This is a genomic window from Lysobacter cavernae (genome assembly GCF_042648505.1).
Classification (GTDB): Bacteria; Pseudomonadota; Gammaproteobacteria; order Xanthomonadales; family Xanthomonadaceae; genus Lysobacter_L; species Lysobacter_L cavernae.
Genome location: NZ_JBHRXK010000003.1, coordinates 277,919 through 300,699, shown reverse-complemented (window position 1 = coordinate 300,699; position 22,781 = coordinate 277,919). Strand labels below are relative to the sequence as shown.

24 protein-coding genes are annotated in these 22,781 nt (G+C 68.5%); 13 read left to right on the top strand and 11 right to left on the bottom strand.

Features of this window, described 5'->3' with window-relative positions; all coding sequences use genetic code 11:
• Positions 1-10: 10 nt before the first annotated feature.
• On the top strand, positions 11-1,828 hold the full coding sequence (locus ACFOLC_RS08485; protein WP_386759032.1) for a DUF885 family protein: 1,818 nt from the start codon (positions 11-13) through the stop codon (positions 1,826-1,828).
• A gap of 269 nt (positions 1,829-2,097) precedes the next feature.
• On the opposite strand, the gene ACFOLC_RS08480 is transcribed toward ACFOLC_RS08485, so the two are convergent.
• Positions 2,098-2,448, bottom strand: coding sequence for a GFA family protein (locus ACFOLC_RS08480; protein WP_386758808.1), 351 nt, complete (start codon positions 2,446-2,448; stop codon positions 2,098-2,100).
• A 231-nt stretch (positions 2,449-2,679) separates the two neighbouring features.
• Between ACFOLC_RS08480 and ACFOLC_RS08475 the strand changes: the two genes are divergently transcribed.
• The 3 genes from ACFOLC_RS08475 (at position 2,680) to ACFOLC_RS08465 (ending at position 5,410) form a co-directional block, all read left to right on the top strand.
• Positions 2,680-3,504, top strand: a complete 825-nt coding sequence (locus ACFOLC_RS08475) for a DUF72 domain-containing protein (RefSeq protein ID WP_386758807.1) — start codon at positions 2,680-2,682, stop codon at positions 3,502-3,504.
• Positions 3,505-3,777: 273 nt separating this feature from the next.
• Complete coding sequence (locus ACFOLC_RS08470; protein ID WP_386758806.1) at positions 3,778-4,461, top strand: cysteine hydrolase family protein; 684 nt, start codon at positions 3,778-3,780, stop codon at positions 4,459-4,461.
• A 46-nt stretch (positions 4,462-4,507) separates the two neighbouring features.
• Positions 4,508-5,410 carry a LysR family transcriptional regulator gene (locus tag ACFOLC_RS08465; protein WP_386758805.1) on the top strand — a complete coding sequence of 301 codons (903 nt, stop codon included), beginning with the start codon at positions 4,508-4,510 and terminating at the stop codon, positions 5,408-5,410.
• Here the strand turns inward: ACFOLC_RS08465 and arsN2 are convergent.
• From arsN2 to ACFOLC_RS08450, 3 genes are read right to left on the bottom strand one after another with little or no spacing between them, the layout of a single operon-like run.
• Complete coding sequence (arsN2, locus tag ACFOLC_RS08460; RefSeq protein ID WP_386758804.1) at positions 5,386-6,111, bottom strand: arsenic resistance N-acetyltransferase ArsN2; 726 nt, start codon at positions 6,109-6,111, stop codon at positions 5,386-5,388. The two genes, ACFOLC_RS08465 and arsN2, sit on opposite strands and share 25 nt — an antisense overlap.
• Before the next feature lie 3 nt (positions 6,112-6,114).
• Positions 6,115-7,008 (bottom strand): DMT family transporter, encoded by an 894-nt coding sequence (locus ACFOLC_RS08455; RefSeq protein WP_386758803.1) that lies wholly within the window; start codon positions 7,006-7,008, stop codon positions 6,115-6,117.
• A 43-nt stretch (positions 7,009-7,051) separates the two neighbouring features.
• Positions 7,052-7,453, bottom strand: a complete 402-nt coding sequence (locus ACFOLC_RS08450) for a cupin domain-containing protein (RefSeq protein ID WP_386758802.1) — start codon at positions 7,451-7,453, stop codon at positions 7,052-7,054.
• A gap of 132 nt (positions 7,454-7,585) precedes the next feature.
• On the opposite strand from ACFOLC_RS08450, the gene ACFOLC_RS08445 reads away from it, so the two are divergent.
• A complete protein-coding gene (locus tag ACFOLC_RS08445; RefSeq protein ID WP_386758801.1) occupies positions 7,586-8,470 on the top strand; it encodes a LysR substrate-binding domain-containing protein in 885 nt (294 codons plus the stop codon).
• 10 nt (positions 8,471-8,480) lie between these two features.
• Here ACFOLC_RS08445 and ACFOLC_RS08440 read toward each other — a convergent pair whose 3' ends face one another.
• Entirely contained in the window at positions 8,481-9,464 is a 984-nt protein-coding gene (locus tag ACFOLC_RS08440) for a LysR family transcriptional regulator (RefSeq protein WP_386758800.1), read from the bottom strand.
• Positions 9,465-9,726: 262 nt separating this feature from the next.
• On the opposite strand from ACFOLC_RS08440, the gene cysG reads away from it, so the two are divergent.
• From cysG to murU, 4 genes are all read left to right on the top strand, one after another.
• Positions 9,727-11,187 (top strand): siroheme synthase CysG, encoded by a 1,461-nt coding sequence (cysG, locus tag ACFOLC_RS08435; protein WP_386758799.1) that lies wholly within the window; start codon positions 9,727-9,729, stop codon positions 11,185-11,187.
• Positions 11,188-11,412: 225 nt separating this feature from the next.
• Positions 11,413-12,390: a cysteine synthase A gene (gene cysK, locus ACFOLC_RS08430; RefSeq protein ID WP_386758798.1), complete on the top strand. Its 978-nt coding sequence runs from the start codon at positions 11,413-11,415 to the stop codon at positions 12,388-12,390.
• 122 nt (positions 12,391-12,512) lie between these two features.
• Positions 12,513-13,559 carry an aminoglycoside phosphotransferase family protein gene (locus ACFOLC_RS08425; RefSeq protein WP_386758797.1) on the top strand — a complete coding sequence of 349 codons (1,047 nt, stop codon included), beginning with the start codon at positions 12,513-12,515 and terminating at the stop codon, positions 13,557-13,559.
• 145 nt (positions 13,560-13,704) lie between these two features.
• Positions 13,705-14,415, top strand: a complete 711-nt coding sequence (gene murU, locus ACFOLC_RS08420) for an N-acetylmuramate alpha-1-phosphate uridylyltransferase MurU (protein WP_386758796.1) — start codon at positions 13,705-13,707, stop codon at positions 14,413-14,415.
• 117 nt (positions 14,416-14,532) lie between these two features.
• On the opposite strand, the gene hda is transcribed toward murU, so the two are convergent.
• The 3 genes from hda to ACFOLC_RS08405 are packed head-to-tail and all read right to left on the bottom strand — an operon-like array spanning position 14,533 to position 17,490.
• On the bottom strand, positions 14,533-15,228 hold the full coding sequence (hda, locus tag ACFOLC_RS08415; protein ID WP_386758795.1) for a DnaA regulatory inactivator Hda: 696 nt from the start codon (positions 15,226-15,228) through the stop codon (positions 14,533-14,535).
• A gap of 7 nt (positions 15,229-15,235) precedes the next feature.
• A complete protein-coding gene (locus tag ACFOLC_RS08410; protein WP_386758794.1) occupies positions 15,236-16,381 on the bottom strand; it encodes an AI-2E family transporter in 1,146 nt (381 codons plus the stop codon).
• Positions 16,382-16,392: 11 nt separating this feature from the next.
• The gene (locus tag ACFOLC_RS08405; protein ID WP_386758793.1) at positions 16,393-17,490 is read right to left on the bottom strand and encodes a DUF2066 domain-containing protein; all 1,098 of its coding nucleotides are present in this window, start codon (positions 17,488-17,490) and stop codon (positions 16,393-16,395) included.
• A 121-nt stretch (positions 17,491-17,611) separates the two neighbouring features.
• Here ACFOLC_RS08405 and purM point away from each other — a divergent pair, with 121 nt between their 5' ends.
• The 4 genes from purM to ACFOLC_RS08385 are packed head-to-tail and all read left to right on the top strand — an operon-like array spanning position 17,612 to position 20,797.
• Positions 17,612-18,676, top strand: a complete 1,065-nt coding sequence (purM, locus tag ACFOLC_RS08400) for a phosphoribosylformylglycinamidine cyclo-ligase (RefSeq protein ID WP_386758792.1) — start codon at positions 17,612-17,614, stop codon at positions 18,674-18,676.
• Positions 18,677-18,680: 4 nt separating this feature from the next.
• Positions 18,681-19,352 carry a phosphoribosylglycinamide formyltransferase gene (gene purN / locus ACFOLC_RS08395; RefSeq protein ID WP_386758791.1) on the top strand — a complete coding sequence of 224 codons (672 nt, stop codon included), beginning with the start codon at positions 18,681-18,683 and terminating at the stop codon, positions 19,350-19,352.
• A 39-nt stretch (positions 19,353-19,391) separates the two neighbouring features.
• Positions 19,392-20,111, top strand: a complete 720-nt coding sequence (locus ACFOLC_RS08390) for a DUF3108 domain-containing protein (RefSeq protein ID WP_386758790.1) — start codon at positions 19,392-19,394, stop codon at positions 20,109-20,111.
• A complete protein-coding gene (locus tag ACFOLC_RS08385; protein WP_386758789.1) occupies positions 20,111-20,797 on the top strand; it encodes a DUF3108 domain-containing protein in 687 nt (228 codons plus the stop codon). The genes ACFOLC_RS08390 and ACFOLC_RS08385 overlap by 1 nt, the downstream gene beginning before the upstream one ends.
• Before the next feature lie 71 nt (positions 20,798-20,868).
• Here the strand turns inward: ACFOLC_RS08385 and ACFOLC_RS08380 are convergent, their stop codons facing one another.
• Genes ACFOLC_RS08380 through ACFOLC_RS08370 form a run of 3 tightly spaced genes read right to left on the bottom strand, consistent with a single transcriptional unit; the run spans position 20,869 to position 22,733 of the window.
• Positions 20,869-21,201, bottom strand: coding sequence for a hypothetical protein (locus ACFOLC_RS08380; protein ID WP_386758788.1), 333 nt, complete (start codon positions 21,199-21,201; stop codon positions 20,869-20,871).
• 11 nt (positions 21,202-21,212) lie between these two features.
• On the bottom strand, positions 21,213-22,490 hold the full coding sequence (murA, locus tag ACFOLC_RS08375) for a UDP-N-acetylglucosamine 1-carboxyvinyltransferase (RefSeq protein ID WP_386758787.1): 1,278 nt from the start codon (positions 22,488-22,490) through the stop codon (positions 21,213-21,215).
• A 12-nt stretch (positions 22,491-22,502) separates the two neighbouring features.
• Entirely contained in the window at positions 22,503-22,733 is a 231-nt protein-coding gene (locus ACFOLC_RS08370; protein ID WP_386758786.1) for a BolA family protein, read from the bottom strand.
• Positions 22,734-22,781: the final 48 nt, after the last annotated feature.

Genomic DNA, 22,781 nt, shown 5'->3' with positions numbered 1-22,781 from the left:
CATGCGTTCGTTGCGCCCCTCCCTGCTTGCCATCGCCGTGCTCGGCGTCAGCCTCGCCGCCTGCCAGCCGCAGACGACGCCTGCCCCGACCGCCGCCGAACCTTCGGCGACCACGACCGCCGCGTCGGACCCGGCGCTCGACGCCAGCCTCACCGAACTCTCGCAGCGCTGGCTCGACGGCTGGCTGCAGCTCAACCCGATCGCCGCCACCCAGATTGGCAAGCACGACTACGACCGCGAGGTCGACGACCTCAGCGCCGCCGGCCGGCAGAAGCTGGTCGACTTCAGCAAGAAGCTGCAGGGCGAGCTCGACGCGATCGACACCGGCAAGCTCTCGCGCGAGAACCAGATCGATGCGGCGATCCTGCGCAACCAGCTGCGCGGCGATATCTGGAACATCGAGACCTTGCAGGGCTGGGCGTGGGATCCGCAGGTGTACAGCGGCCTGGCCGGTGGCGCGATCTACAACCTGATGGCGCGCGACTTCGCGCCGATGCCGCAGCGGCTGAAGTCGGCGACCGCGCGCATGCAGAAGATCCCGGCGATCTACGCGCAGATGCGCGAGAACCTCGACCCGGCGCGTGTGCCGAAGATTCACGCCGAAACCGTCGCCAAGCAGAACGCCGGCGTGCTCAGCCTGATCGACACCTTCATCGTGCCCAACGCCGGCCAGCTCAAGGGCGAGGAGCGCAAGCAGCTCGACGCCGCCGTGGCCGGCCTGCGCAAGGCCGTGGCCGAGCAGCAGGAGTGGCTCGACAAGACCCTGGTGCCCAATGCCAAGGGCAACTTCCGCATCGGCCAGACCTTGTATGACGAGAAGCTGCAGTTCTCGTTGAACTCGTCGCTGTCGCGCGCGGAGATCAAGCAGCGCGCCGAATCCGAACTCAAGCGCGTGCGCGACGAGATGTACGCCATCGCGCAGACGGTGCTCAAGGACAAGCCGAATGCGCCGGAACTTCCGACCAGCCCTCAGCCTGCGCAGCAGCAGAAGGCGATCGAGGCCGCGCTGGAGCTGGCCTATGCCGACAAGCCGGCGCGCGATCAGGTGGTCGATTTCGCCAAGCAGACCCTGGCCGACGCGACCGAGTTCACCCGCAAGCACGACCTGGTCACCGTGCCGAACGACCCGGTCAAGATCATCCTGATGCCGGAGTTCCAGCGCGGCGTGGCGGTGGCTTATTGCGACTCGCCCGGCCCGCTCGACAAGGGCCTGGACACCTACTACGCGATCTCGCCGATCCCGGACGACTGGTCCAAGGAACAGGTCGATTCGTTCCTGCGCGAGTACAACGACCGCATGATCCACCTGCTGTCGATCCACGAGGCGATGCCGGGGCATTATCTGGAAGGCGCGCATTCGGTGAAGTCGCATTCGACGCTGCGCTCGGTGCTGCGCTCGGGCCTGTTCGCCGAAGGCTGGGCGGTCTACACCGAGGATATGCTCGCCGACGCCGGCTACCTGGACAACGACCCGCTGTTCCGCCTGGTGCAGCTGAAGTTCTACCTGCGCACGATCGCCAACGCGATCCTCGACCAGGGCGTGCACGTCGACAACTGGACGCGCGAGCAGGCGATGGAACTGATGACCCAGCAGGCGTTCCAGCAGGAGCGCGAAGCTGCCGGCAAGTGGGTGCGCGCGCAGCTGAGTTCGGCGCAGCTGCCGACCTACTTCGTCGGCGCACAGGAGTTCTTCGACATGCGCAAGGCGGTGGAAGCCAAGCTGGGCGACAAGTTCAACTCCAAGGCCTACCACGATCAGGTGCTGTCCTACGGCGCGCCGCCGGTGCGCTTCGTCCGCGAGATGATGCTGGACGAGCCGATCAAGTGACGATCTGACCCACGCACAAGGCGCGTGGCTTTGTCAGATCGTCATCCCCCCGCTAAGGCGGGGGGCGAAGAGCCGCTTTGCGAGCCATTGGCTCGCGCGGCACTGAGCGCCATCGCGCCATGCGTGATGGCCGGGGATCGTCAGATCCAGTGCCTTTGCTACTGCGTCACCCCGCTAAGGCGGGGATCCAGGAGCGTTGCTGTCGCTCGCGAGAGAAGCAAAGCCTCTGGATCCCCGCCTATGCGGGAATGACGGAGAGAGCGATCGAGTTACCTGCTGCGTCCATCGAATGGCACCACCTGCAACGTGCCAAGATCGATGCCGTCGAGGCTGCGCACGTTGATCGCGACCATCGGCGAACCGTCGGGCTTGCTGCCCTCGCTGAAGGAGGCGACGCCGCACTCGGGGCAGAAATGGTGTGCAAGCCGGTGCGTGTTGAAGCGGTAGGTGCCGTGGTTCGACTCCGGCGTCTTCAGCGTGAATGCCTCGCGTGGCACGAACCACAGCAGGCCGCCACGCTTGAGGCACAGCGAACAATTGCAGTCGAGCACCTGCTCGATCTCGCCATCAACCTCGAAAGCCACGCGTCCGCAATGACAACCGCCGGTGTAATGCGCCATGTCCGTCTTCCTCTGGTAGCTACGGGCCATTGTGCCGCAGCGACTGCGTCTTAACCTGACCACGTTATTCTTGCACCGCTCCCGCCGCAGGACACTGCCATGCCTGCAGCTCACCACGGCAGGGCAGCACCGTGATCCCGACCCTGAGCCACCGCGATGCCCCGCCATGATCGACTGGTTGTGCCGCGCATCGGGTTTCCGTAAACAAAGGGAAGCACAAAGGACTGATCGATGGACCTGTTCTCCAATGCTCCCCAGCCCATTGACGGCATCCGCGTCGGCATCGGCGGTTGGACTTACGCGCCGTGGCGCGACAACTTCTACCCCAAGGGCCTGGTACAGCGGCGCGAGCTGGAGTTCGCCAGCCGTCAGCTCACCAGCATCGAGATCAACGGCACCTACTACGGCGCGCAGAAGCCGGCCACCTACGCCAAGTGGGCCGCGGAGACTCCGGCCGGTTTCGTGTTCTCGGCCAAGGCGCCGATGCGGATCATGCAGTCGCGCTCGCTTGCCAAAACCGGCGGCCAGGTCGACGATTTTCTCGGCGGCATCGCCGCGCTCGGCGATCGCCTTGGGCCGATCGTGTGGCAGTTCGATGCCGGCCTACGGATTGACCGCGACGATTTCTCCGCGTTCCTGGATCTATTGCCGAAGACGCTGGATGCTCGCGTCCAGCGCCATGTGCTGGACGTGCGCGACCCGGCCTTCGTCGATGCCGACTACCTCGCGCTCGCGCGCCAGCACGGCATGGCCACGGTGTTCACTGACTCGATGGACTACCCGTCGTTCGCCGATGTCACCGCCGACTTCGTCTATGCGCGGCTGATGCGCTCACACAGCACTATCGCGACCGGCTACAGCGGCGATGCCCTGGCGCAATGGGTCGCACGCGCCAAGCTCTGGGCGCACGGTGGCGAGCCCGACGACCTGTCCCGGCTGGCGCCGCCGGCCATGCCGACGGCTGCGCACCGCGACGTGTTCGTCTATTTCATCAGCGCCGCGAAGGAGCGCAACCCGGCCGCGGCGATGGCGCTGATCCAACGGCTGAGCGGCTGAGCCGTCACCCGACTGTTTCGAGCGCGTCGCCGTCGGCGCCGACGGCCTTCGTTGAGCAGGCCGAGCCGACAACGCCGGTGGCGCCAATCAGGACAATGTTCATGGGCGAACTCCGCGTGGGGGCACGGGCCGGGACAGTCTGTTCGCTTATCGGCACATCCGCAGCAGGCGTCTGTGCGATTCGCGCACAGGACCTGTAACCGCTCCGGCGTGGTTCGTGCACGACCGGCCTCCTATCCTGCGCGCCCCGACACTACTGCAGAGAGCTGCATCATGAAGATCGTCCCCAGTCTCATTGCCGCGCTTGCCATCACCGCAACCAGCATCGCTGGCGCCAGCACGTCTGGCCCACACCCGACCATCCGTTCGATGGCGGGCGCCGTTATAGCCGATCACATCGACCCGAAGGCGACCGCGCTCATCGTGATTGATTTCCAGAACGAGTACTTCACCGGTGCGATGCCGATTTCGGATGGCGCTGCTGCACTGGCCAACACCCGACGTCTGATTACATTCGCGGACAAGGCCGACATCCCCGTGTATCACGTGCAGCACGTGGCGCCGGCCGGCTCGCCGGTATTTGCAATCGACGGCGAGACGGTAAAGTTTCATCCAGACATGCAACCGCGGCCGGGCGATGCCGTGGTACAGAAGCAGACAGTCAGCGTGTTCGCCGGCACCGATCTGGCCGAGCAACTCAAGACCGTCCATATCAAGACGGTGATCATCGCCGGGCTGATGACACATGCCTGCGTGGCCGGCGCCGCCCGCGACGCCGTGCCCAATGGCTTGCAGGTGATCGTCGCATCCGATGCATCGGCTACCCGCACCATCACCCGCGCGAATGGCGATACCATTGACCAGGACACACTGCACCGATCCTCCCTTGCGGAGATCGAGGACACCTTTGGCGATGTGCTTACTGTTTCGCAGATCGTGTCGCTGCCGCTGCGATAACCCCACCTCATTCGCCCTGCGCGGCGTGCACTGGCGCTGAGGCTGCATGGACAAACTTCAGGCCATGCGGGCGTTTCGGGCGGTGGTGGAGGCCAATGGCTTTTCCGCCGCCGCCGAACGCCTGGACACCACCCACTCGTCGGTGTCCCGTCAGATCAAGCAGTTGGAGACGGAGCTCGGTGCGCGCCTGATCAACCGCAACACGCGCAACCTGACACTGACCGGCACCGGCGAGCGTTGCCTTGCCTTGTTCGTGGAGATACTCGATCGCGTCGACCACGCCATGTACGCCATCGCCGAAGAAGGCAAGCAGCCGAGCGGGATCTTGCGGATCAGTGCTCCCTTGGCGATTGGCACACTGGAACTCGAGAACTGGCTTCCCGCGTTCCAGAAGCGCTATCCGGACGTTCGCATCGATCTGTCCTGCGATGACCGTTTCGTCGACCTGATCGGCAACCGGTTCGATGTCGCCCTGCGCATCAGCGAACCATTGGCAGATACCTCGCTGGTCACCAGGACGCTCGCGGTGTCGGACCTGGTCCTGGTCGCAGCGCCCGCCTACATAACCCGGCACGGGCTTCCGCGCAGGGCGTCCGAGCTTGGCCGGCATCGTTTCCTTAACTATTCGACGCGTAATGCCGCGCGCGAACTCACCCTCGTTCCGGCGCGTGGCGACTCGGTACGCATCGCGATCAACACGTGGCTCAAGGTCGACACGATCGTGGCCCTGCATGCGGCTGTGATGGCCGGCCTGGGCATCGCCGCCTTCACCCTCAAGACGGTGGAAACCGATCTCGCGCGCGGCCGATTGATCCGGATACTGCCGAGCCACACGTTGGGCGCACGCCACTATTACGCCGTGTACCCGCATTCAAGACATTTGTCGCTCAAGGTCCGGGCCTTCGTGGAGCACATGGCGGAGCACTACCGGACCTCTGCCGGAGCCTGACCGCGAATCTGATCAGCAGCGCCCGGATCGCTCGTAACCAGCGTCCTGTGCATGAACGCCGATGACGCCGGGCACAGTCCGGCGAATTGCGCGGTGGCGGCAATCGCCTCCGGCGCCGCGTCACGCATGCAGTCGCGATAGCCGTGACGGGCGAAGAAACCCGCCGCCGTCGTGGTCAGCAGGTACAACTGCTGCACGCCCGAACGCGCCGCCCAGTTCTCGGCATGGCGCAGCAGCTCGCCGCCGCTACCGCCATGGCGACGTGCACCGGCCACCGCCAGCGAGCGCAGCAGCGCGACACGCCCGTAATGCTCGAGACCGACCACGCCGACCAGCACGCCGTTGCGGCGCAGGCCGAACAGGTGCGCCGGCGAGGCCGTCCCGCCAAGATCGGCGACCGGCAGGTCGGCGGCCACCAGCAGCGCTGCCACCTCGTCATCAAACGCGATCGGTTCGATGCGCGGGCGCTTGTGCGCCTCGACGATGATGCGTTTGTTGTCGATGCGCACCTGGCCAACCATCAACAGGCGCAGGTCACGGACGATGTAAGCCGCGAGCGCGGCATCGTCGATGTCGTCGCCCCCGCGCTCATCGGGATGCAGGTCGAGGCGGAAGTCCCGGCCTTTCAGGCCGCCGCCGTTGCTGAACTCGATCTCGAAGTCGAAGACGACGCGCTTCTGCACTGCGGCCTCATCGTCCATGGCTTACTTTCCCACTCGCTGGCTCAACGCGACGCTGCCGAGGATCAGCGCGCCGGCAATGCCCATCGTCAGCGTCAACGGCTCGTCCAGCAGCATCCAGGCCCAGGCCACGCCGAACACCGGGACCAGGTAGGTCACGGTCGAAGCACGACTGGCGCCAATGCGGGCGATCAGGCGGTAGTACATGACGAAGGCCAGGCCGGTGCAGAGCACCCCGAGCATCGCCGCGGAGAACCACGATGCAGCGGGGATCGCCTGCGTCGGCCAGTTCGCCAGCGCGAACGGCAGTGTCAGCAAGGCCGAGGTACCCAGCGTGGCCGAGGCCACCGCCGCCGGCGGCAGGCCGGTCAGGTGACGGCGCACCAGGTTGATGCCGATGCCGTACAGGAACGCGGCCGCCGCACCCGCCGCCACTGCCCAGCCGACGCTGGCACCGGCGGTCTTGCCGCTGGCCAGCACCACCACGCCGGCAAAGCCGGCCAGCAACGCGATCGCGCGGCGTGCGCCGATCTTCTCGCCGAAGAACAGGAAGCCGACCAGCGCGGTGAACAGCACCGTCATCGCATTGGCGATCGCACCGATGCCGGCCGGCGCACGTTGCGCGGCCCAGGCGAACAATACGAACGGCACCGCCGAATTGATCGCGCCGATCAGCGCGATCTTCGGCCACAGCCTGGCCGGAAACTGCGCGCGCGCACGCCACAGGAACGGCAGCAGCACCAGCGAGCCCAGCGCCAGCCGCACCTCGACCAGCGGGATCGCGCCGAAGTCGCGGGCCGATACCCGCATGAACAGAAACGAGGCGCCCCAGATGGCGCCGAGCACGGCCAGTTCGAGCGGGGTCATCCAGCCGCGCTCGCGCGTGTCGGAAAGGGTGGCGCTGGCAACACTGTTCATTGGAACCTCGTGGGGGAGGATGTCGAACCAACCCGGCGTCGGGTCAGCCCTGGGTGGGGTGGTAGCAGTGCGTGATCGATTCAGAGCTGCCGCCGGCGGCGAGAAAGGCCGCGGTGCCCAGGTTGAGGCCGATCAGCCGCACGCCGGTTTCGGTGCGTGGCTGGTGGCGGCTGTCGGGGGCGAAGGAGACGTAGGTGCCGGCGCCGTAGCGGGCGTCGCCCTCGATCACCTCACCGCTGATGACGTAGTACGACTCGCCGGTTTCGTGGTGATCGATGCTCGGCCACTGCGCACCGGGCGCCATGTCGACGACCCAGACGCGCACACCGCGCACCGACGGCAGGTCGCGGCGCGTGCAGCCCTGACCGACCTGGATCGGCGACCATTCGTCGACCGGCAGCGCCTGCACCGCAGACAGCTCCTTCGTGCCTTGCCATTGCCCCATCGCCCCACTCCTCCGCGGCGACCGGCCGCTTTCGACAATCTGGCTTTTGCCAGATGCACATTCTGGGGTCGCCTGCAGCCCAGACAAGCGCATACTTTCGCTGACAGGCACAAACCAGATTTGAGGCTCGACATGGCCCTGCGCGCGGACTGGCTCCCGGCACTGACGGCGTTCGAATCCGCCGCCCGCCACCAGAACTTCGCCCACGCGGCGGAAGAACTGCACCTGACCGCCAGCGCGGTCAGCCACCACGTGCGCAAGCTCGAGGCGCGCCTGGGCGTGGCCCTGTTCCAGCGTCACGCCCGCGGCGTCGCGCTCACCGCCGAAGGCCGGCAACTGGCGGACGCCGCCGGCAGCGCGCTGGCCGATGTCGATGGCGTGCTGCGCAGCCTGCACGCCGCGCGCGAGGACAACGACCGCGTGCGTGTCACCACCCTGCACTCGCTGGCCTACACCTGGCTGCTGCCGCGCCTGCCCGACTTCACCGCGACGCACCCGCAGCTGCGGCTGAGCGTCGACACCGAGATCGCCCTGACCCGTTTCGACGAGGGCGGCCCCGACCTGGGCATCCGCCACGGCCCGGGGCATTGGCCGGGACTGACCGCACACTTCCTGATGGACGACGCCCTGTTCCCGGTGATCTCGCCGTCATACCCCGGTGTGCGCGACATCACCGAGGCCGCGCACATCGCGCGCCTGCCGCTGATCTCCGACCACGCGCGCCAGGGCTGGCACGACTGGTTCCGCGCCGCCAACGTGCACGGCGCGCGACTCGACGAGCGCCACAGCTTCAGCGACACCACCGATGCGATGAACGCGGCCGCGCACGGCCTCGGCGTCGCCCTGGCGCGCGCGCGCATCGTCGTGCCTTACCTCGCCGACGGCCGCTTGCTACGCCTGCCAGGCCCGGCCCTGACCGCCCGCTGGGGCTATTACGCGGTGTACCCGGCGCACCGCCGCCTGCGGCCCGCCGCACAGGCATTTGTCGACTGGTTGCTGGTGCTGCCGAAGGATTGAGCGGCGGCGCTCACGTCGTGATCGGCTGGCTCAGCTCATGCCAGCTCGGCGCCGGCGGCCAGCTCGCCTCGAGGTTGCCTTCCAGCACGCGGCGCAGGTCGCGTCGGTCCAGCTGCGGCGCGATGCCGTGCAGCAACGCCAGTGCGTACTCGCGCAGCACCCGCGCACGCGGGATCACCGCCCAGGTGATGCACTCGGGCAACGCGGCCGGTGCCGGCAACGCCTTGAGGTCGTCGTCGCGGATACCGACCGCCATCTCGGCGAGCACGCCGACGCCGAGGCCGGCGCGCACGTAGGTCTTGATCAGGTCGGCATCACGCGCGGTCATCGCCAGCTGCGGCTCGACGCCGCCGGCGAGGAAGGCGCGGCGCAGCGAGGACTCGGCGCGGGTCGAGGACTCGTAGCTGACCAGCGGCTGCGCGGCGAGTTCGGCCAGGGTCGGCGCGCGATCCAGCGACGCCAGCGGGTGCGAACGCGGCACCAGCACGATGCGACGCCAGCGGTACAGCGGCACCGCGACACCGCCTTCGGGCGCGGCGCCGGCGGTGCTGATCACGGCAAGGTCGGCGTGGCCGTGGACCAGTTGCTCCAGCACCTCGCCGTCGGCCGCGGCCTGCAGGTGCACGCTGACCTGCGGGAAGTCGCGCTTGACCGCGGCGATCACCGTCGGCAGCACGTAACGCGCCTGGGTGTGGGTGGTGGCCAGGACCAGCCGGCCGCTGTGCTGGCCGCGCTCGTTGGCGGCATAGGCGCGGATGTTGCTGGCCTCGTCGAGGATGCGGCGCGCATGCGCGAGCACGCGCTCGCCGGCCGGCGCGACCGCTTCCAGGCTGCGGCCCTTGCGGGTGAACAACTGGAAGCCGAGCTCGTCCTCGAGCTGCTTGAGCTGCTTGGACAGGCCCGGCTGGGTCGCGTGCACGCGCTCGGCGGCCAGGGTGATGTTGAGCCCGGAGTCGGCGATCGCGACCAGGTAGCGCAGTTGGGTAAGGGTCATGGCGGGACGATCCGTGGCGATGGCGATGCGGGCGTGCGGATGTGGACGGCCGGGTTCAGCGGCATCCGGCAACAGGCGCGCTTCATATATATCGCTCAATACGAATAAAGGGATGGATGAAAACTACCCCGCCATCGCCGCCGTGTCCAGCCCGGCGCCACGTCATTCCTATCGGGCATATCGCCAGGCGGGGGCGTCATTTCCGTGGCCGCCGGCCGCTCGCTAGGTTCACGGTACCGCCCGACACCCACGTTCACACGCCATGGCCAGCCCGCCGGCTGCAAGTCCCCTGTTCCCCGTCTTCGCCGACCTGCGCGGCCGCGCCGTGCTGGTGGTCGGCGGCGGCGGCGTGGCGCAGCGCAAGGTCGCGGCGCTGCTGGAAGCCGGGGCCCAGGTCCGCGTCGGGGCGCCGCGGCTGAATCCGGAGCTGGCGCGATTGGTCGAAGCCGGCCGGGTCGAGCACCTCGACGGTGGATTCGAGCCGCACTGGCTCGACGACGTCTGGCTGGCCATCGCCGCCACCGACGACGAGGCCATCAACCGCGCTGTCGCCGTCGCCGGCGAGGCACGGCGGGTGTGGATCAATGTCGTCGACGACGCGCAGGCCTCCAGCATCCACGTGCCGGCGCGGATCGAGCGCGGCCCGCTGCAGATCGCCATTTCCAGCGGCGGCGGCGCGCCGATGCTGGCACGGCACCTGCGCGAGCAACTGGAAGTACAGCTCGACGAATCGCTCGGCGCCCTGGCCGAGCTGCTCACCCGCGAGCGCAAACGCATCCGCCAGCGCTATCCGCAACTCGGCGAGCGCCGGCGTTTCTTCGAACGCCTGCTCGCCGGCCCGCTGCCGCAGTTGCTGCGACAGGGCCAGACGCTGGCGGCAGAGCGCGCCCTCGCCGTGGCGCTGGCCGACGACGGCGCGGCGCCGGCGCCGGGCTCGGTCGCGCTGGTCGGTGCCGGCCCGGGCGATCCCGGCCTGCTGACCCTGCGCGCCCTGCGCGTGCTCAACGAGGCCGACGTGATCCTGCACGACCGCCTGGTCAGCGCCGAGGTGCTGCAGCTCGTGCGCCGCGACGCGCAGCGCATCGCGGTCGGCAAGCAGGTCGCTGGCTCCAACCAGGTATCGGACCACCACACCACGCAGGCGCAGATCCACGCGCTGATGCTCGAACACGCCCGCGCCGGCAAGCGCGTGGTGCGGCTCAAGGGCGGCGACCCGTTCGTGTTCGGCCGCGGTGGCGAGGAGCTGGAAGTGCTGCATGCACACGGCATCGGCTACGAGGTGGTGCCCGGCATCACCGCCGCGGTGGCCTGCGCCGCCTACGCCGGCGTGCCGCTGACCCACCGCGAGCACGCGCAGTCGGTGCGTTTCGTCACCGCGCACTGCAAGGACTCGTCCGACACGCTCGACTGGCGCGCGCTTGCCGCCGAACGGCAGACGCTGGCGTTCTACATGGGCGTGGCCGGGCTGGACGCATTGAGCGCGAAGCTGATCGCGCACGGCCGCGCCGCGTCGACACCGTTCGCGCTGGTCGAGAACGGCTCGCGTGCGCAGCAGCGCGTCATCACTGGCACGCTGGCGCAGCTGGGCGAACGCGCGCGGGTGCACGCGGTGCAGTCGCCGGCACTGTTGATCGTCGGCGAGGTGGCGGCGTTGGCGGAGACACTGCATTGGTTCGGCGACAAGCCGCTGGGTGCAGCGACGACGCTGGCCGAAGCGGCATGACGTATCGACTGCCACCACCTCCCAGACCGTGTCATTCCCGCGAAGGCGGGAACCCAGCGCCTTTGGTTAGCCGCCCAGACGCTGGATCTCCGATCCCCGGCCATCGGGCACAGCCCAATGGCGCTCTGCGCCGCGCGAGCCTATGGCTCGCAAGCAGCGGTACCTCGTCCCCGCCTTCGCGGGGATGACGACATACACCCAGCCATTCCGACCCGGAGTACGACCATGGCCCTCTACGACAGCATCCTCGACACCATCGGCAGTACGCCAATCGTCAAACTCCACCGCATCGCACCGGCGCACGTCACGCTCTACGCCAAGGTCGAGGCGTTCAACCCTGGCGGTTCGGTCAAGGACCGTCTGGCGCTGGCGATCGTGCTCGATGCCGAACGCCGCGGCCTGCTCAAGCCCGGCCAGACCATAGTAGAAGCGACCTCCGGCAACACCGGCATCGCCCTGGCGCTGGTCGCCGCCGCACGCGGTTATCCGTTCGTCGCGGTGATGACCGAAACGTTCTCGGTCGAGCGCCGCAAGCTGATGCGCGCGTACGGCGCCAAGGTGATCCTGACCCCAGCCGCCGAGCGTGGCAGCGGCATGGTGCGCAAGGCGGCCGAGCTGGCCGGGAAGCACGGCTGGTTCCTCGCTCGCCAATTCGAGAACGAGGCCAATCCGGCCTATCACCGCAGCACCACCGGCCCGGAAATCCTGCGCGACTTCGCCGGCAAACGCCTGGACTACTTCGTCAGCGGCTGGGGCACCGGCGGCACGATTACGGGGGCCGGCGAGGTGCTCAAGCTCGCCCGCCCCGACCTCAAGGTCATCGCCAGCGAGCCGGCCGGCGCCGCACTGCTGTCGGGCAAGGAGTGGCAGCCGCACAAGATCCAGGGCTGGACCCCGGACTTCCTGCCGGCCGTGCTCAGCCGCACCATCGCCGACGAGGTGCTGCCGGTCGATGACGTGCTCGCGCGCGACACCGCGCGCCGGCTGGCCGCCGAGGAAGGCGTGTTTGTCGGCATTTCCGCTGGCGCCACCGTGGCCGCGGCGCTGAATGTGGCCGAGCGCGCGCCGGAAGGCTCGGTGCTGCTGGCGGTGCTGCCCGACACCGGCGAGCGCTACCTGTCGACGTTCCTGTTCGAGGGCGTGGCCGACGGCTCCGACGACGAATGGCTGGCGTCGCTGGAGCGCGAAGCCGTCGCCGCCTGAACAATTCCCGTCAGTCCGGGCCGACCGGACTGACGGCGTTCCGACACTCCGCACCCTGCATTCCCCGACGCGCACCGGGCCGCTACCCTGTGCGCCTGCGGCCGACGCCGCGCGGAGACTGCATGCCCCACCCCGTTGAATCCATCGACCGCGACGCCGCGCGCCTGGCCTGGGCGTGCGCCGCAACCGGTGATGCCGCGTTGCAATTGCAGCGTGCGTCCGTCGATGCCGGTTTCCGCAGCTACTGGCGCGCGCACCCCGCCGCAGGCGGCCCGACGCCCGCCAGCGTGATCGTCATGGATTCGCCGCCGGACCTGGAGGACGTGCGGCCGTGGCTGCGCATGCACGAATTACTGGATAAAGGCGGCGTGCGCGTGCCGCAGGTGCTGGTGCAGGACGTCGAGGCCGGATTTCTACTGCTCGAAGACCTCGGCGGCCCGACGCTCGCCCAGATCCTCGACGCCGACAACGCCGACGCGCATTTCGATGCCGCGATCGAACAGCTGCTGCGCCTGCAGGCAATCGCGCCACCGCCCGGCATGGGCGAATTCGGTGAGGCCCTGCTGCAGCGCGACGCCGGTGTGTTCGAGGAATGGTTCCTGCGCCGCCACCTCGGCCTGGCGCTGGATTGCGAGGAAGCCGAACAGCTGCAACTGGTGCAGCGCCGGCTGATGGACAACGCGCTGGCGCAGCCGCGTGTGCTGACCCACCGCGACTTCATGCCGCGCAACCTGATGCCGGCTCCAGGCGGGCATGTTGCCGACGGCCCGGCGGTACTCGATTTCCAGGACTGCGTGATCGGTCCGATCGCCTACGACCCGATCAGCCTGTTCAAGGACGCGTTCCTGAGCTGGCCGCTGGCGCGCGTCGACAGCTGGCTGGCGCGTTACCACGCGCGCGCCGCGGCGGCCGGCCTACCGGTGCCACCGCTGGACGCATTCCGCCGCGATGCCGACTGGCTCGGCGTGCAGCGCCACCTGAAGATCCTCGGAATCTTCGCGCGCCTGCACTACCGCGACGGCAAGTCCAAGTACCTGCCCGACGCACCGCGCTTCATCGCCTACCTGGACGAAATGCTGCCGCGCTACCCGGAGCTGTCACCGTTGCGCGATCTGCTCGATGCGCGCATCCGCCCGGCGATCCTTGTCTTGCCGTCCCGAACACAGTGAGGGACCTGCTTTTGTTGCGATACTCCCGGCCCTTGCGCATAGCACAAGGGCGCTCTTCAGCCCGCGAGGCAGTGGCTCGCAAGCGGGCCTCATCGCCCCTCGCTGCGCTCGGGGTGACAGCCGCAGACAACCATCGGAGTCTCGTTTGAAAGCCCTGATCTTCGCCGCCGGCCTCGGCGAGCGCATGCGACCGTTGACCCATCACACCCCCAAGCCGTTGCTGGTCGCCGGCGGCAAGCCGCTGATCGTCTGGCACCTGGAAAAACTGGCCGCGCTCGGCGTGCACGAGGTCGTGATCAACACCAGCTGGCTGGCCGAGCAGTTTCCGCAGACCCTCGGCGACGGCGCACCGTGGGGACTGCGCCTGCACTACTCCTTCGAGGGGCCGACGCCGCTGGAAACCGGCGGCGGCATGCTGCACGCGCTGCCGCTGCTGGGTCCGGACCCGTTTCTGCTGGTCAACGGCGATATCTGGACCGACTACGACTTCGCGCGACTGCCGCACGAGCCCGAGGGTCTGGCGCACCTGGTCATGGTCGACCGCCCCGAGCACGCTACCCACGGCGACTTCGCGCTGGATGGCGACGGTTACGTGCGCGCCGACGGTGCGAACCGGCTGACCTACGCCGGACTCGGCGTCTACCGACCGCAGCTGCTGGCGCACTGGCGCGACATCGCCGGGGAGGAGCCCGGTGCCAACGGCGATCCGCCGCGTTTCCGGCTCGCGCCGATCCTCAAGGCGTTGATGCCCGACGACCGCATCACCGGCGAGCACCACCGCGGCCGCTGGACCGACGTCGGCACGCCGCAGCGGTTGGCGACGCTGGATGCGGAGCTGCGCGATTCCCAGTCCTGAACGATCCGACGACTCCAGCAACGGGTTTCGTCGACTTCCCAGAACATCGAACGTCATTCCCGCGAAAACAGGCTCTGCTTTTACTTCTGTCCGTAAACGTGCGTGCCGCGCACCCGTTCAGTCCGCGCCAAGCGTCTGTCGCAGGAATGGCACCGTGATCCGCCGCTGCGCCGCCAGAGAGGCGCGATCGAGCTGGTCGAGCAACGCAGTGAGGCCGGCCAGGTCGCGATCGACGCGCCTGAGCAGCCAATCCAGTGCGGCCGCTTCGAGAATCAGCCCGCGTCGCTGCGCCCGTTGGCGCAGCACTTCGCCGCGACCGTCGTCGTCGAGCGCGAGCAACGTGATGCGCGTGCACTGCCCCAGGCGCGAGCGCAGGTCGGGCAGGCCCAGGCCGATCGCGTCGGGAATATCCCGCGCCGCGTAGACCAGGGTAGCGCCGGCCTGGCGGGCGCGGTTGTGGGCGTCGAACAACGCGACCTCGTCCTCGCGGTCACCGGCAATCGCATCGAGGCCGTCGAGTGCGAGCAGATCGTTGCCTTCCAGCGCCTCCAGGGCTTCGCGCAGACGCCCCGCCGCCGCGATCAGTGGCAAGTAGGCGGCACGCCGGCCGGCGGACTCGGCCGCGGCGCAGGTCGCCAGCAGCAGATGGGTCTTGCCGACGCCGGCCGGACCGGCCAGGTACACGTTGTCGCCACCGGACCGCGTCGCCAGCGCACGCAATTGCGCGAGCGCGCCGGGCGGCGCGCCGACAAAGGTATCGAGTCGCTGGTCCGGCGGATAACGCAGTGACAGCGGCAGCTGCGGAACACTCACTGCAACCTCACTCCGACTTGGGCTCCACCGGCGGCGCCAGATGCGGATCGGCCAGCGGATCAGGCGCTCCGGGATGCTCGCCGACGTAGAGCCTGCTGTGGCGGTAGCGCTCCTGTGCATAGCGCAGCAGCACGTTGGCCACCGCCGCCACCGGCAACGCCAACAGCATGCCGAGGAAGCCGAACAGTTGGCCGCCGGCCAGCACCGCGAAGATCACCGCCACCGGGTGCAGGCCGATGCGGTCTCCGACCAGCTTGGGCGTCAGCACGTAGCTCTCGATGACCTGGCCGACGCCGAACACCACCAGCACTCCGGCGACGTGTTGCCAGTCGCCGTACTGCACCAGCGCGGCGATCACGCCCAGGATGATGCCGCTGGCCGGGCCGAGGTACGGCACGAAGGTCAGCAGGCCGGCGATCAGGCCGATCAGGATGCCCAGGTCGAGCCCGACCGCCCACAGGCCGAGGCCGTACATCACGCCCAGCACCAGCATCACCAGGAACTGGCCGCGCAGGAACGCACCAAGCACGTCGCTGGATTCGCGCGCCAGCAGGCTGGCCGTGGGCAGGTGATCGCGCGGGATCAGGGAAGCCACGCGCTCGACGATCAGGTCCCAGTCGCGCAGGAAGAAGAACGCGATCACCGGCAACAGGGCGACATTGGCAACCAGGCCGATCACCGCGAAGCTGGAGCGCGACAGGTAGCCGAGCAACGTGGTGGCGAAGCCGCCGGCACGCTCCCAGTTGTCGCGCACCAGTTGCACCAGATGGTTGAGGTCAAGCCAGTTGGTGATCTCGTAGCCGGTGCGCATCTCGACCCAAGGCAACGCGGTGCCCATGAGCCAGTCGCGATATCGCGGCAGCGACGTCACCAGGGTCGAGATCTGGCGCTCGATCAGCGGCACCAGCACCGCCAGTGCCAGCAACACCAGCATCGCCATCAGGGTGAACACCAGGGTCACCGCGACGTTGCGTGAGCGACCGGAGCGCTGCAGGCGGTCGACCAGCGGATCGCCGAGCCAACCCAGCAGCAAGGCCACCACGAACGGGGTCAGGATGGGCGCCAGCAGCCACAGCAGCCAGCAGGCACCGAGCCCGAGCGCAGCCCATTGCAACCGACGCAGGAAGCGCGCGATCTCGTCCAACGAATCCATTCTTGTCTCCATCAGTGCAGCACATACACCGGTGGCTGGCCTTCCAGGCCCTCCAGCGGCTCCAGGACGTTGCCGCCGCTGACCATGCGGTTGAAACCGGCCAGACCGCTGATCAGGTCCAGTTCGTATTCGAGGCCTTGCGGCGTCGCCCGCACCGGCGTGACCTTGCGCACCACGGCCAGCTTCTGCAGGTAACCGGCCAGGCGGATGAAGTCATCGCTGCTGTCGATGCCGGTGACAGTGACGCGGTAGCTGCCAGCCGGGCCGGCGGCACTGCGCTTGGCGTAGCGCCGGGTCAGCGCATCGGCGGCGCCGTCGGCACCGGAGGCCATCACCAGGCGCGCATCGGCACCGGTGTTGGACCAGCTCGACAGCACCTTGCCGCCGTCGACGAAGGTCCAGTCGCCTTTCCAGCCGGCCTTGTCCCGGTAGAGCTTGCCGATCAGCTGCATCGGCGGGCTGTAGCGCGACGAGGCGCGCGCGACCGCGGCGCTGTCGCCGCGCCAGATCGCCCCGACCGCGGCCTGTTCGGCGGCATTGCCGGTCGGCAGACCCAGCTTGTAGCCGCGCTCGACCGCACGATTGAGCGCCGCGCGCGCCGCGTTGACCTGCGGCAAACCGACCAGGCGCGGGCCGCTGCCGTCGTCGATGGCCAGCCACAGCACCGGCTTGGGCCGCGGTTGCGGCCACACCGGAATGCCCAGGGTCGAGGCCAGGCCGTTGACGCCCTCCTCGTCGAAACGCACCACCAGCGTGGTGCGGAAGCTCGGCGCGCCGCCAGCGCCGAGGCCTTCGTCCTGGCGGTAGTCGTAGCCCTCGACGTAGTCCTTGGCGCGGCGCAGCTCCTGGCCGACACCCGGGCGCGAGGCGGCGCCGCGGTCGCCCGACAGCTTGCCCAACACCTGCGCCAGCGCCCGCGCGAACGCGCCGTTGCGCTCACCCTCGCCCTGGCCATTGACCTGGACTTCAGCCGAATAGATGCCCTCGGCCTTGGCCCGGTCGCCCTCGACGCGCTGCGCGGGGGCCGCAAAGCTCACCCACAGCAGCGCCAACAGGCCCAGCGCGCAGAGCTTGGAGTGCAGTGTTCTCGTGCGGATTGCCCGAACCATCGCTGTCCCTGGAGATGCGTAATGGGCGAAATGGTGCCGTAGTGGCGTCGGCACGTCCATTCGCGACCGCTGCGGCTGGTAAAATCGCCGACTCACTCCTTCCGCGACCGCCGAGGCCGCCGTGACCGCTCCCACCCCCTCTGCCCCCACTCCGCTGACCTACCGTGACGCAGGGGTCGATATCGACGCCGGCAACGAAGTCGTCGAGCGCATCAAGCCGCTGGTCAAGCGCAGCTTCCGTCCCGAGGTGATGGGCGGGCTGGGCGGGTTCGGCGCGCTGTTCGACCTGTCCAACAAGTACAAGGAACCGGTGCTGGTCTCCGGCACCGACGGTGTCGGCACCAAGCTCAAGCTGGCGCAGCAGCTCAACCGTCACGACACCATCGGCATCGACCTGGTCGGCATGTGCGTCAACGACGTGTTGGTGCAGGGCGCCGAGCCGCTGTTCTTCCTCGACTACTTCGCCACCGGCAAGCTCGATGTCGACACCACCGTGGCCGTGGTCGGCGGCATCGCCAAGGGTTGCGAACTGTCGGGTTGCGCGCTGATCGGTGGTGAAACCGCCGAGATGCCGGACATGTACCCGCCGGGCGAGTACGACCTGGCCGGCTTCTGCGTGGCGGCGGTGGAGAAATCCAAGCTGCTCGACGGCGCCAAGGTACGCGCCGGCGACGTGCTGATCGGCATCGCCTCCAGCGGCCCGCACTCCAACGGCTATTCGCTGATCCGCCGCATCTACGACCGCGCCGGCCGCCCGGCCGATGTCGAGGTCGGAGGCACCAAGCTGATCGACGCCCTGATGGCCCCGACCGCGCTGTACGTGAAGCCGATCCTGGAATTGCTCGGCAAGCACGATGGCGCACAGGGTGGAATCAGTGCCATGGCCCACATCACCGGCGGCGGTCTCACCGAGAACATCATCCGCGTGATCCCGGACGGCCTCGGCCTCGACATCGAGGCGTCGGCAATCGTGCTGCCGCCCGTGTTCGACTGGCTGCAGCGCGAAGGCGCGGTACCGAACGACGAGATGTGGCGCACCTTCAACTGCGGCGTCGGCTTCGTGCTGGTGGTGTCGCCGAACGATGTCACCGCGGTCAACGCCGACCTCGACCGCCTCGGCCTGGCGCACCGCGCGATCGGCCAGGTGGTCAAGCGCGCCGACAACGAACGCGTCCGCATTGGCTGAGCCGATGCGGCGCATCGCGGTGCTGGCCTCGGGCCGCGGCAGCAACCTGCAGGCGGTGCTCGATGCGATCGCGGCCGGGCAACTCGACGCCGAGATCGTCGGGGTGTTTTCCGACAAGCCCGGGGCACCGGCGCTGCAACGCGTGCCGGCGGCCCTGCGCTGGAGCGCCGACGCCCGGGATTACGCCGATCGCGACGCGTTCGACGCCGTTCTGGCCGCGGCGGTGGCCGAGCGGCAACCGGACTGGGTGCTCTGCGCCGGCTACATGCGCATCCTTGGCGAGGCCTTCATCGCCGGCCTGCGCGGACGCCTGCTCAACATCCACCCGTCGCTGCTGCCCAGGTTCCGCGGCCTGCGCACGCATGCACGCGCCTTGGCGGCGGGCGAGCGCGAGCACGGCGCCAGCGTTCATTTCGTCACTCCCGAACTCGATGCCGGCGCGGTGATTGCACAGGCGGTCGTGCCGGTGTTGGCCGGTGACGATGCCGAATCCCTGGCGGCGCGGGTGCTGGCCGTGGAGCACCCGCTGCTGATCGCGACCCTTCGCCTGGCCGTTTCCGGCCGCCTGGCTGAACGCGGTGCAACGGTCATGGCCGACGGTCATCCGTTATTTACCCCGCTGCGCTTAGATTCCGCCGGTGATCTGCAGGCCGACGACGGCGCTGCTTCGGCTTAACATGCCGGTTCACACCTTCCGTTGCGCAGTCGAGGTTCGATGAAGCAGGTTTTCCCGGTCATGGGCGTCTTCTTGCTCGGCGCGGCCTTTGCCGCCCCGGCGGCGGCCCTGGAGCCCTTCGTCGCCAATTACCAGGTCTTCAAGGACGGCAAGGTCCTCGGCGAGGCCACCATGCAGGTGGTCCACGGCGATGGCACGCGCTGGCGCGTCGACCTGGGCATGCGCGGCACCCGCGGCCTGGTCGGGCTGGCCGGCGTCAACGCCCAGCAGAGCACGGTGTTCGACACCGTCGGCAATGCCTACCGGCCACTGAGCCAGAGCACGGTGCGCAAGGCCGTGTTCATGGGCAAGGAGATGACCGGCACCTACGACTGGTCCACGCGTACCGCGCGCTGGACCGGCGACGTCAAGAAGAACCGCCGTTCGCCGGTGCCGCTGAAGGACGGCGACATGAGCGGGCTGCTGATCAACCTGGCGATCGTGCGCGACGCCCAGCCCGGCCAGACCCTGCACTACCGCTTCGTCGACAACGGCCGCGCGCGCGACTACCAGTACGCCGTCGCTCCCGAGCTGGAGGGCACGGTCGTCGACGGCATGAGTTTCAGTGCGATGCGGGTCAGCCGCGTGCAGAGCGGCGGCAACGACGAGACCGTAGTGTGGGTGGTCGACGGCGTGCCGACGCCGGTGCGGATCCTGCAACGCGACAACGGTGAAGACACGTTCGACCTGCGACTGGTCGACTACAAAGGAGCCCAGTGATGGCCAATACCTCCCCGATCCGCGCGCGTGCTGCCCTCGCCCTGCTGCTGGCCGCGATCAGCGCACCGGCGCTGGCGGTCAAGCCGTTTTCCGCCGACTACCAGGCCAGCTACATGGGCATGCAGGGCAACGGCCGCATGACCCTGGTCGCCGACGGCGCCAACCGCTGGAAGTACAGCCTCGCCGTGTCCAGCCCACTGGCCGAACTGCAGCAGTCGACCGTGTTCGAGGAAAAGGGCGGCCAGTGGCGACCGCTGTCCGGCAACGACAGCTCCAAGGTGCTGACCAAGAAGCAGAACAAGAATGCCACCTACGACTGGGCCCGCGGCGTGGCCAGCTGGTCCGGCGACGTCAAGCCCGACCGCGCCGGCCCGATCAAGCTGCAGGCCGGCGACATGGACGCGCTGCTGATCAACCTGGCGCTGGTGCGCGACGTCGCCGCCGGCAAGCCGCTGAACTACCGCATGGTCGAGGACGGCCGCGTCAAGCAGCTGAGCTACGCCGTCGCCGGCAAGGAGCAGATCACCGTCGCCGGCAAGCCACAGCAGGCAACCAAGGTGGTCAGCACCAACGGCAACAAACAGACCATCGCCTGGGTGGTCGACGGCATGCCGGTGCCGGCGCGCATCCTGCAGCGCGACAAGGGCCAGGACGCGATCGACCTCAAGGTGCAGGCGGTGCGCTGAGCCGCTGCACAACCGGCACCACGCGACCCAACGGAAAGCCCCGCCGCAGCGGGGCTTTCTTGTTTCCCGGCTTATTTGCCGGCGTCTTTCTTGGTATCTGCGGCGGACGCCGGCGTCGTCCTGCAGTCGACGCGGATGGTGCCGCCGTCGCGGCGCCAGGTGTAGGCGCGACATTCGCGCTGCCCCTGCGTGGTTTTCTCGACGACCACGGCATACAGCGACTGCAGCACTTCGTGTCGGGTGACGGCGCCGTCGCCGTCCCAGTCCATGTCCTGGCTGGCAATGCCGCTGGTGCCGGCGGCACCGGTGAAGTGCAGCCAGGCGATCGCACCAAGCAACAGCACGACGAAGCCCAGCAGGAATTTGCGTCGCAGGGTAAAGCGGCTGCGCGGCTTCGGGCTCATCGGGCGAGTACTCATCCAGAGATGCGACGGATGTTCGCACCCAACGCCGACAGCTTCTCCTCGATGTTTTCGTAGCCGCGGTCGAGGTGGTAGATGCGATCGATGGTGGTGGTGCCGTTGGCGACCAGGCCGGCAAGGATCAGCGACGCCGATGCGCGCAGGTCGGTGGCCATCACCGGCGCACCGCTCAAGCGCTCGACGCCGCGCACGATCGCGGTGTGGCCTTCGACACGGATGTCGGCGCCCAGGCGCTGCAGTTCCTGCACGTGCATGAAGCGGTTCTCGAAGATCGTCTCGTTGATCACGCCGACGCCCTCGGCAATGCTGTTGAGCGCCATGAACTGCGCCTGCATGTCGGTCGGGAACGCCGGGTGCGGCGCGGTGGTGAGGTCGACCGCGCGCGGCCGGCGGCCGTGCATGTCGAGGGTGATGCGGTCGCCGTCGACGCTGATTTCGGCGCCGGCGTCGCGCAGCTTGTCGAGCACCGCGTCGAGCGTGTCCGGGCGCGCACGGCGCACGGTGACGCGGCCGCCGGTCATGGCCGCGGCGACCAGGAAGGTGCCGGTCTCGATGCGGTCGGGCAGCACGTCGTGGGTGCCGCCATGCAGGCGTTCGACGCCGTGCACGACGATGCGGCCGCTGCCGGCATGTTCGATGTTCGCGCCGAGCGCGTTGAGGCAGTCGGCCAGGTCGACCACTTCCGGCTCCATTGCCGCGTTCTCGAGCACGCTGGTGCCTTCGGCGAGCACCGCTGCCATCAGCACGTTCTCGGTGCCGGTGACGCTGACCACGTCGAACACGAAGCGCGCGCCCTTCAAGCGACCGTTGCGGTGCGCCTTGATGTAGCCGTTCTCGACCGTGATCTCGGCGCCGAGCGCCTGCAGGCCCTTGATGTGCTGGTCGACCGGGCGCGAACCGATCGCGCAGCCGCCCGGCAGCGACACTTCGGCGCTGCCGTACTTGGCCAGCAACGGCCCCAGCACCAGCACCGAGGCGCGCATGGTCTTGACCAGTTCGTACGGCGCGACCTGGCTGTGCACCGTGGTCGGGTCGACGGTGATCGCACTGCCCTTGGCGATCGTGCCCTCGTCGATGGTGATGCCGGCACCGAGCTCGGCCAGCAGCTTGGCCGTGGTCACCACGTCGTGCAGGTGCGGCACATTGGTGATCGCCACCGGCGCATCGGCCAGCAGGGTCGCGCACAGGATCGGCAATACCGCGTTCTTGGCACCGGAAATCTGTACCTCGCCGTTCAGCGCGGCGCCGCCTTCGACAACAATCTTCTGCATGGGGACTTGGACTCAGGCGGCTTCTTCGGGGGTCAGGGTCTTGAGCGCGAGCGCGTGGATCTCGCCACCCATGCGTTCGCCCAGCGTGGCGTAGACCAGGCGATGGCGGGCCAGCGGCAGCTTGCCGCGGAACGCCTCGGCCACGACAGTGGCCTCGAAGTGCACGCCGTCGTCGCCACGCACGTCAGCGCGGGCGCCGGGCAGGCCCTGTTCGATCAAGTGGCGGATGGTCTCGGGATTCACACAGGCCTCGGAAGTTCATGCGGGCCGGGCGATCTGACGACTGCGCAC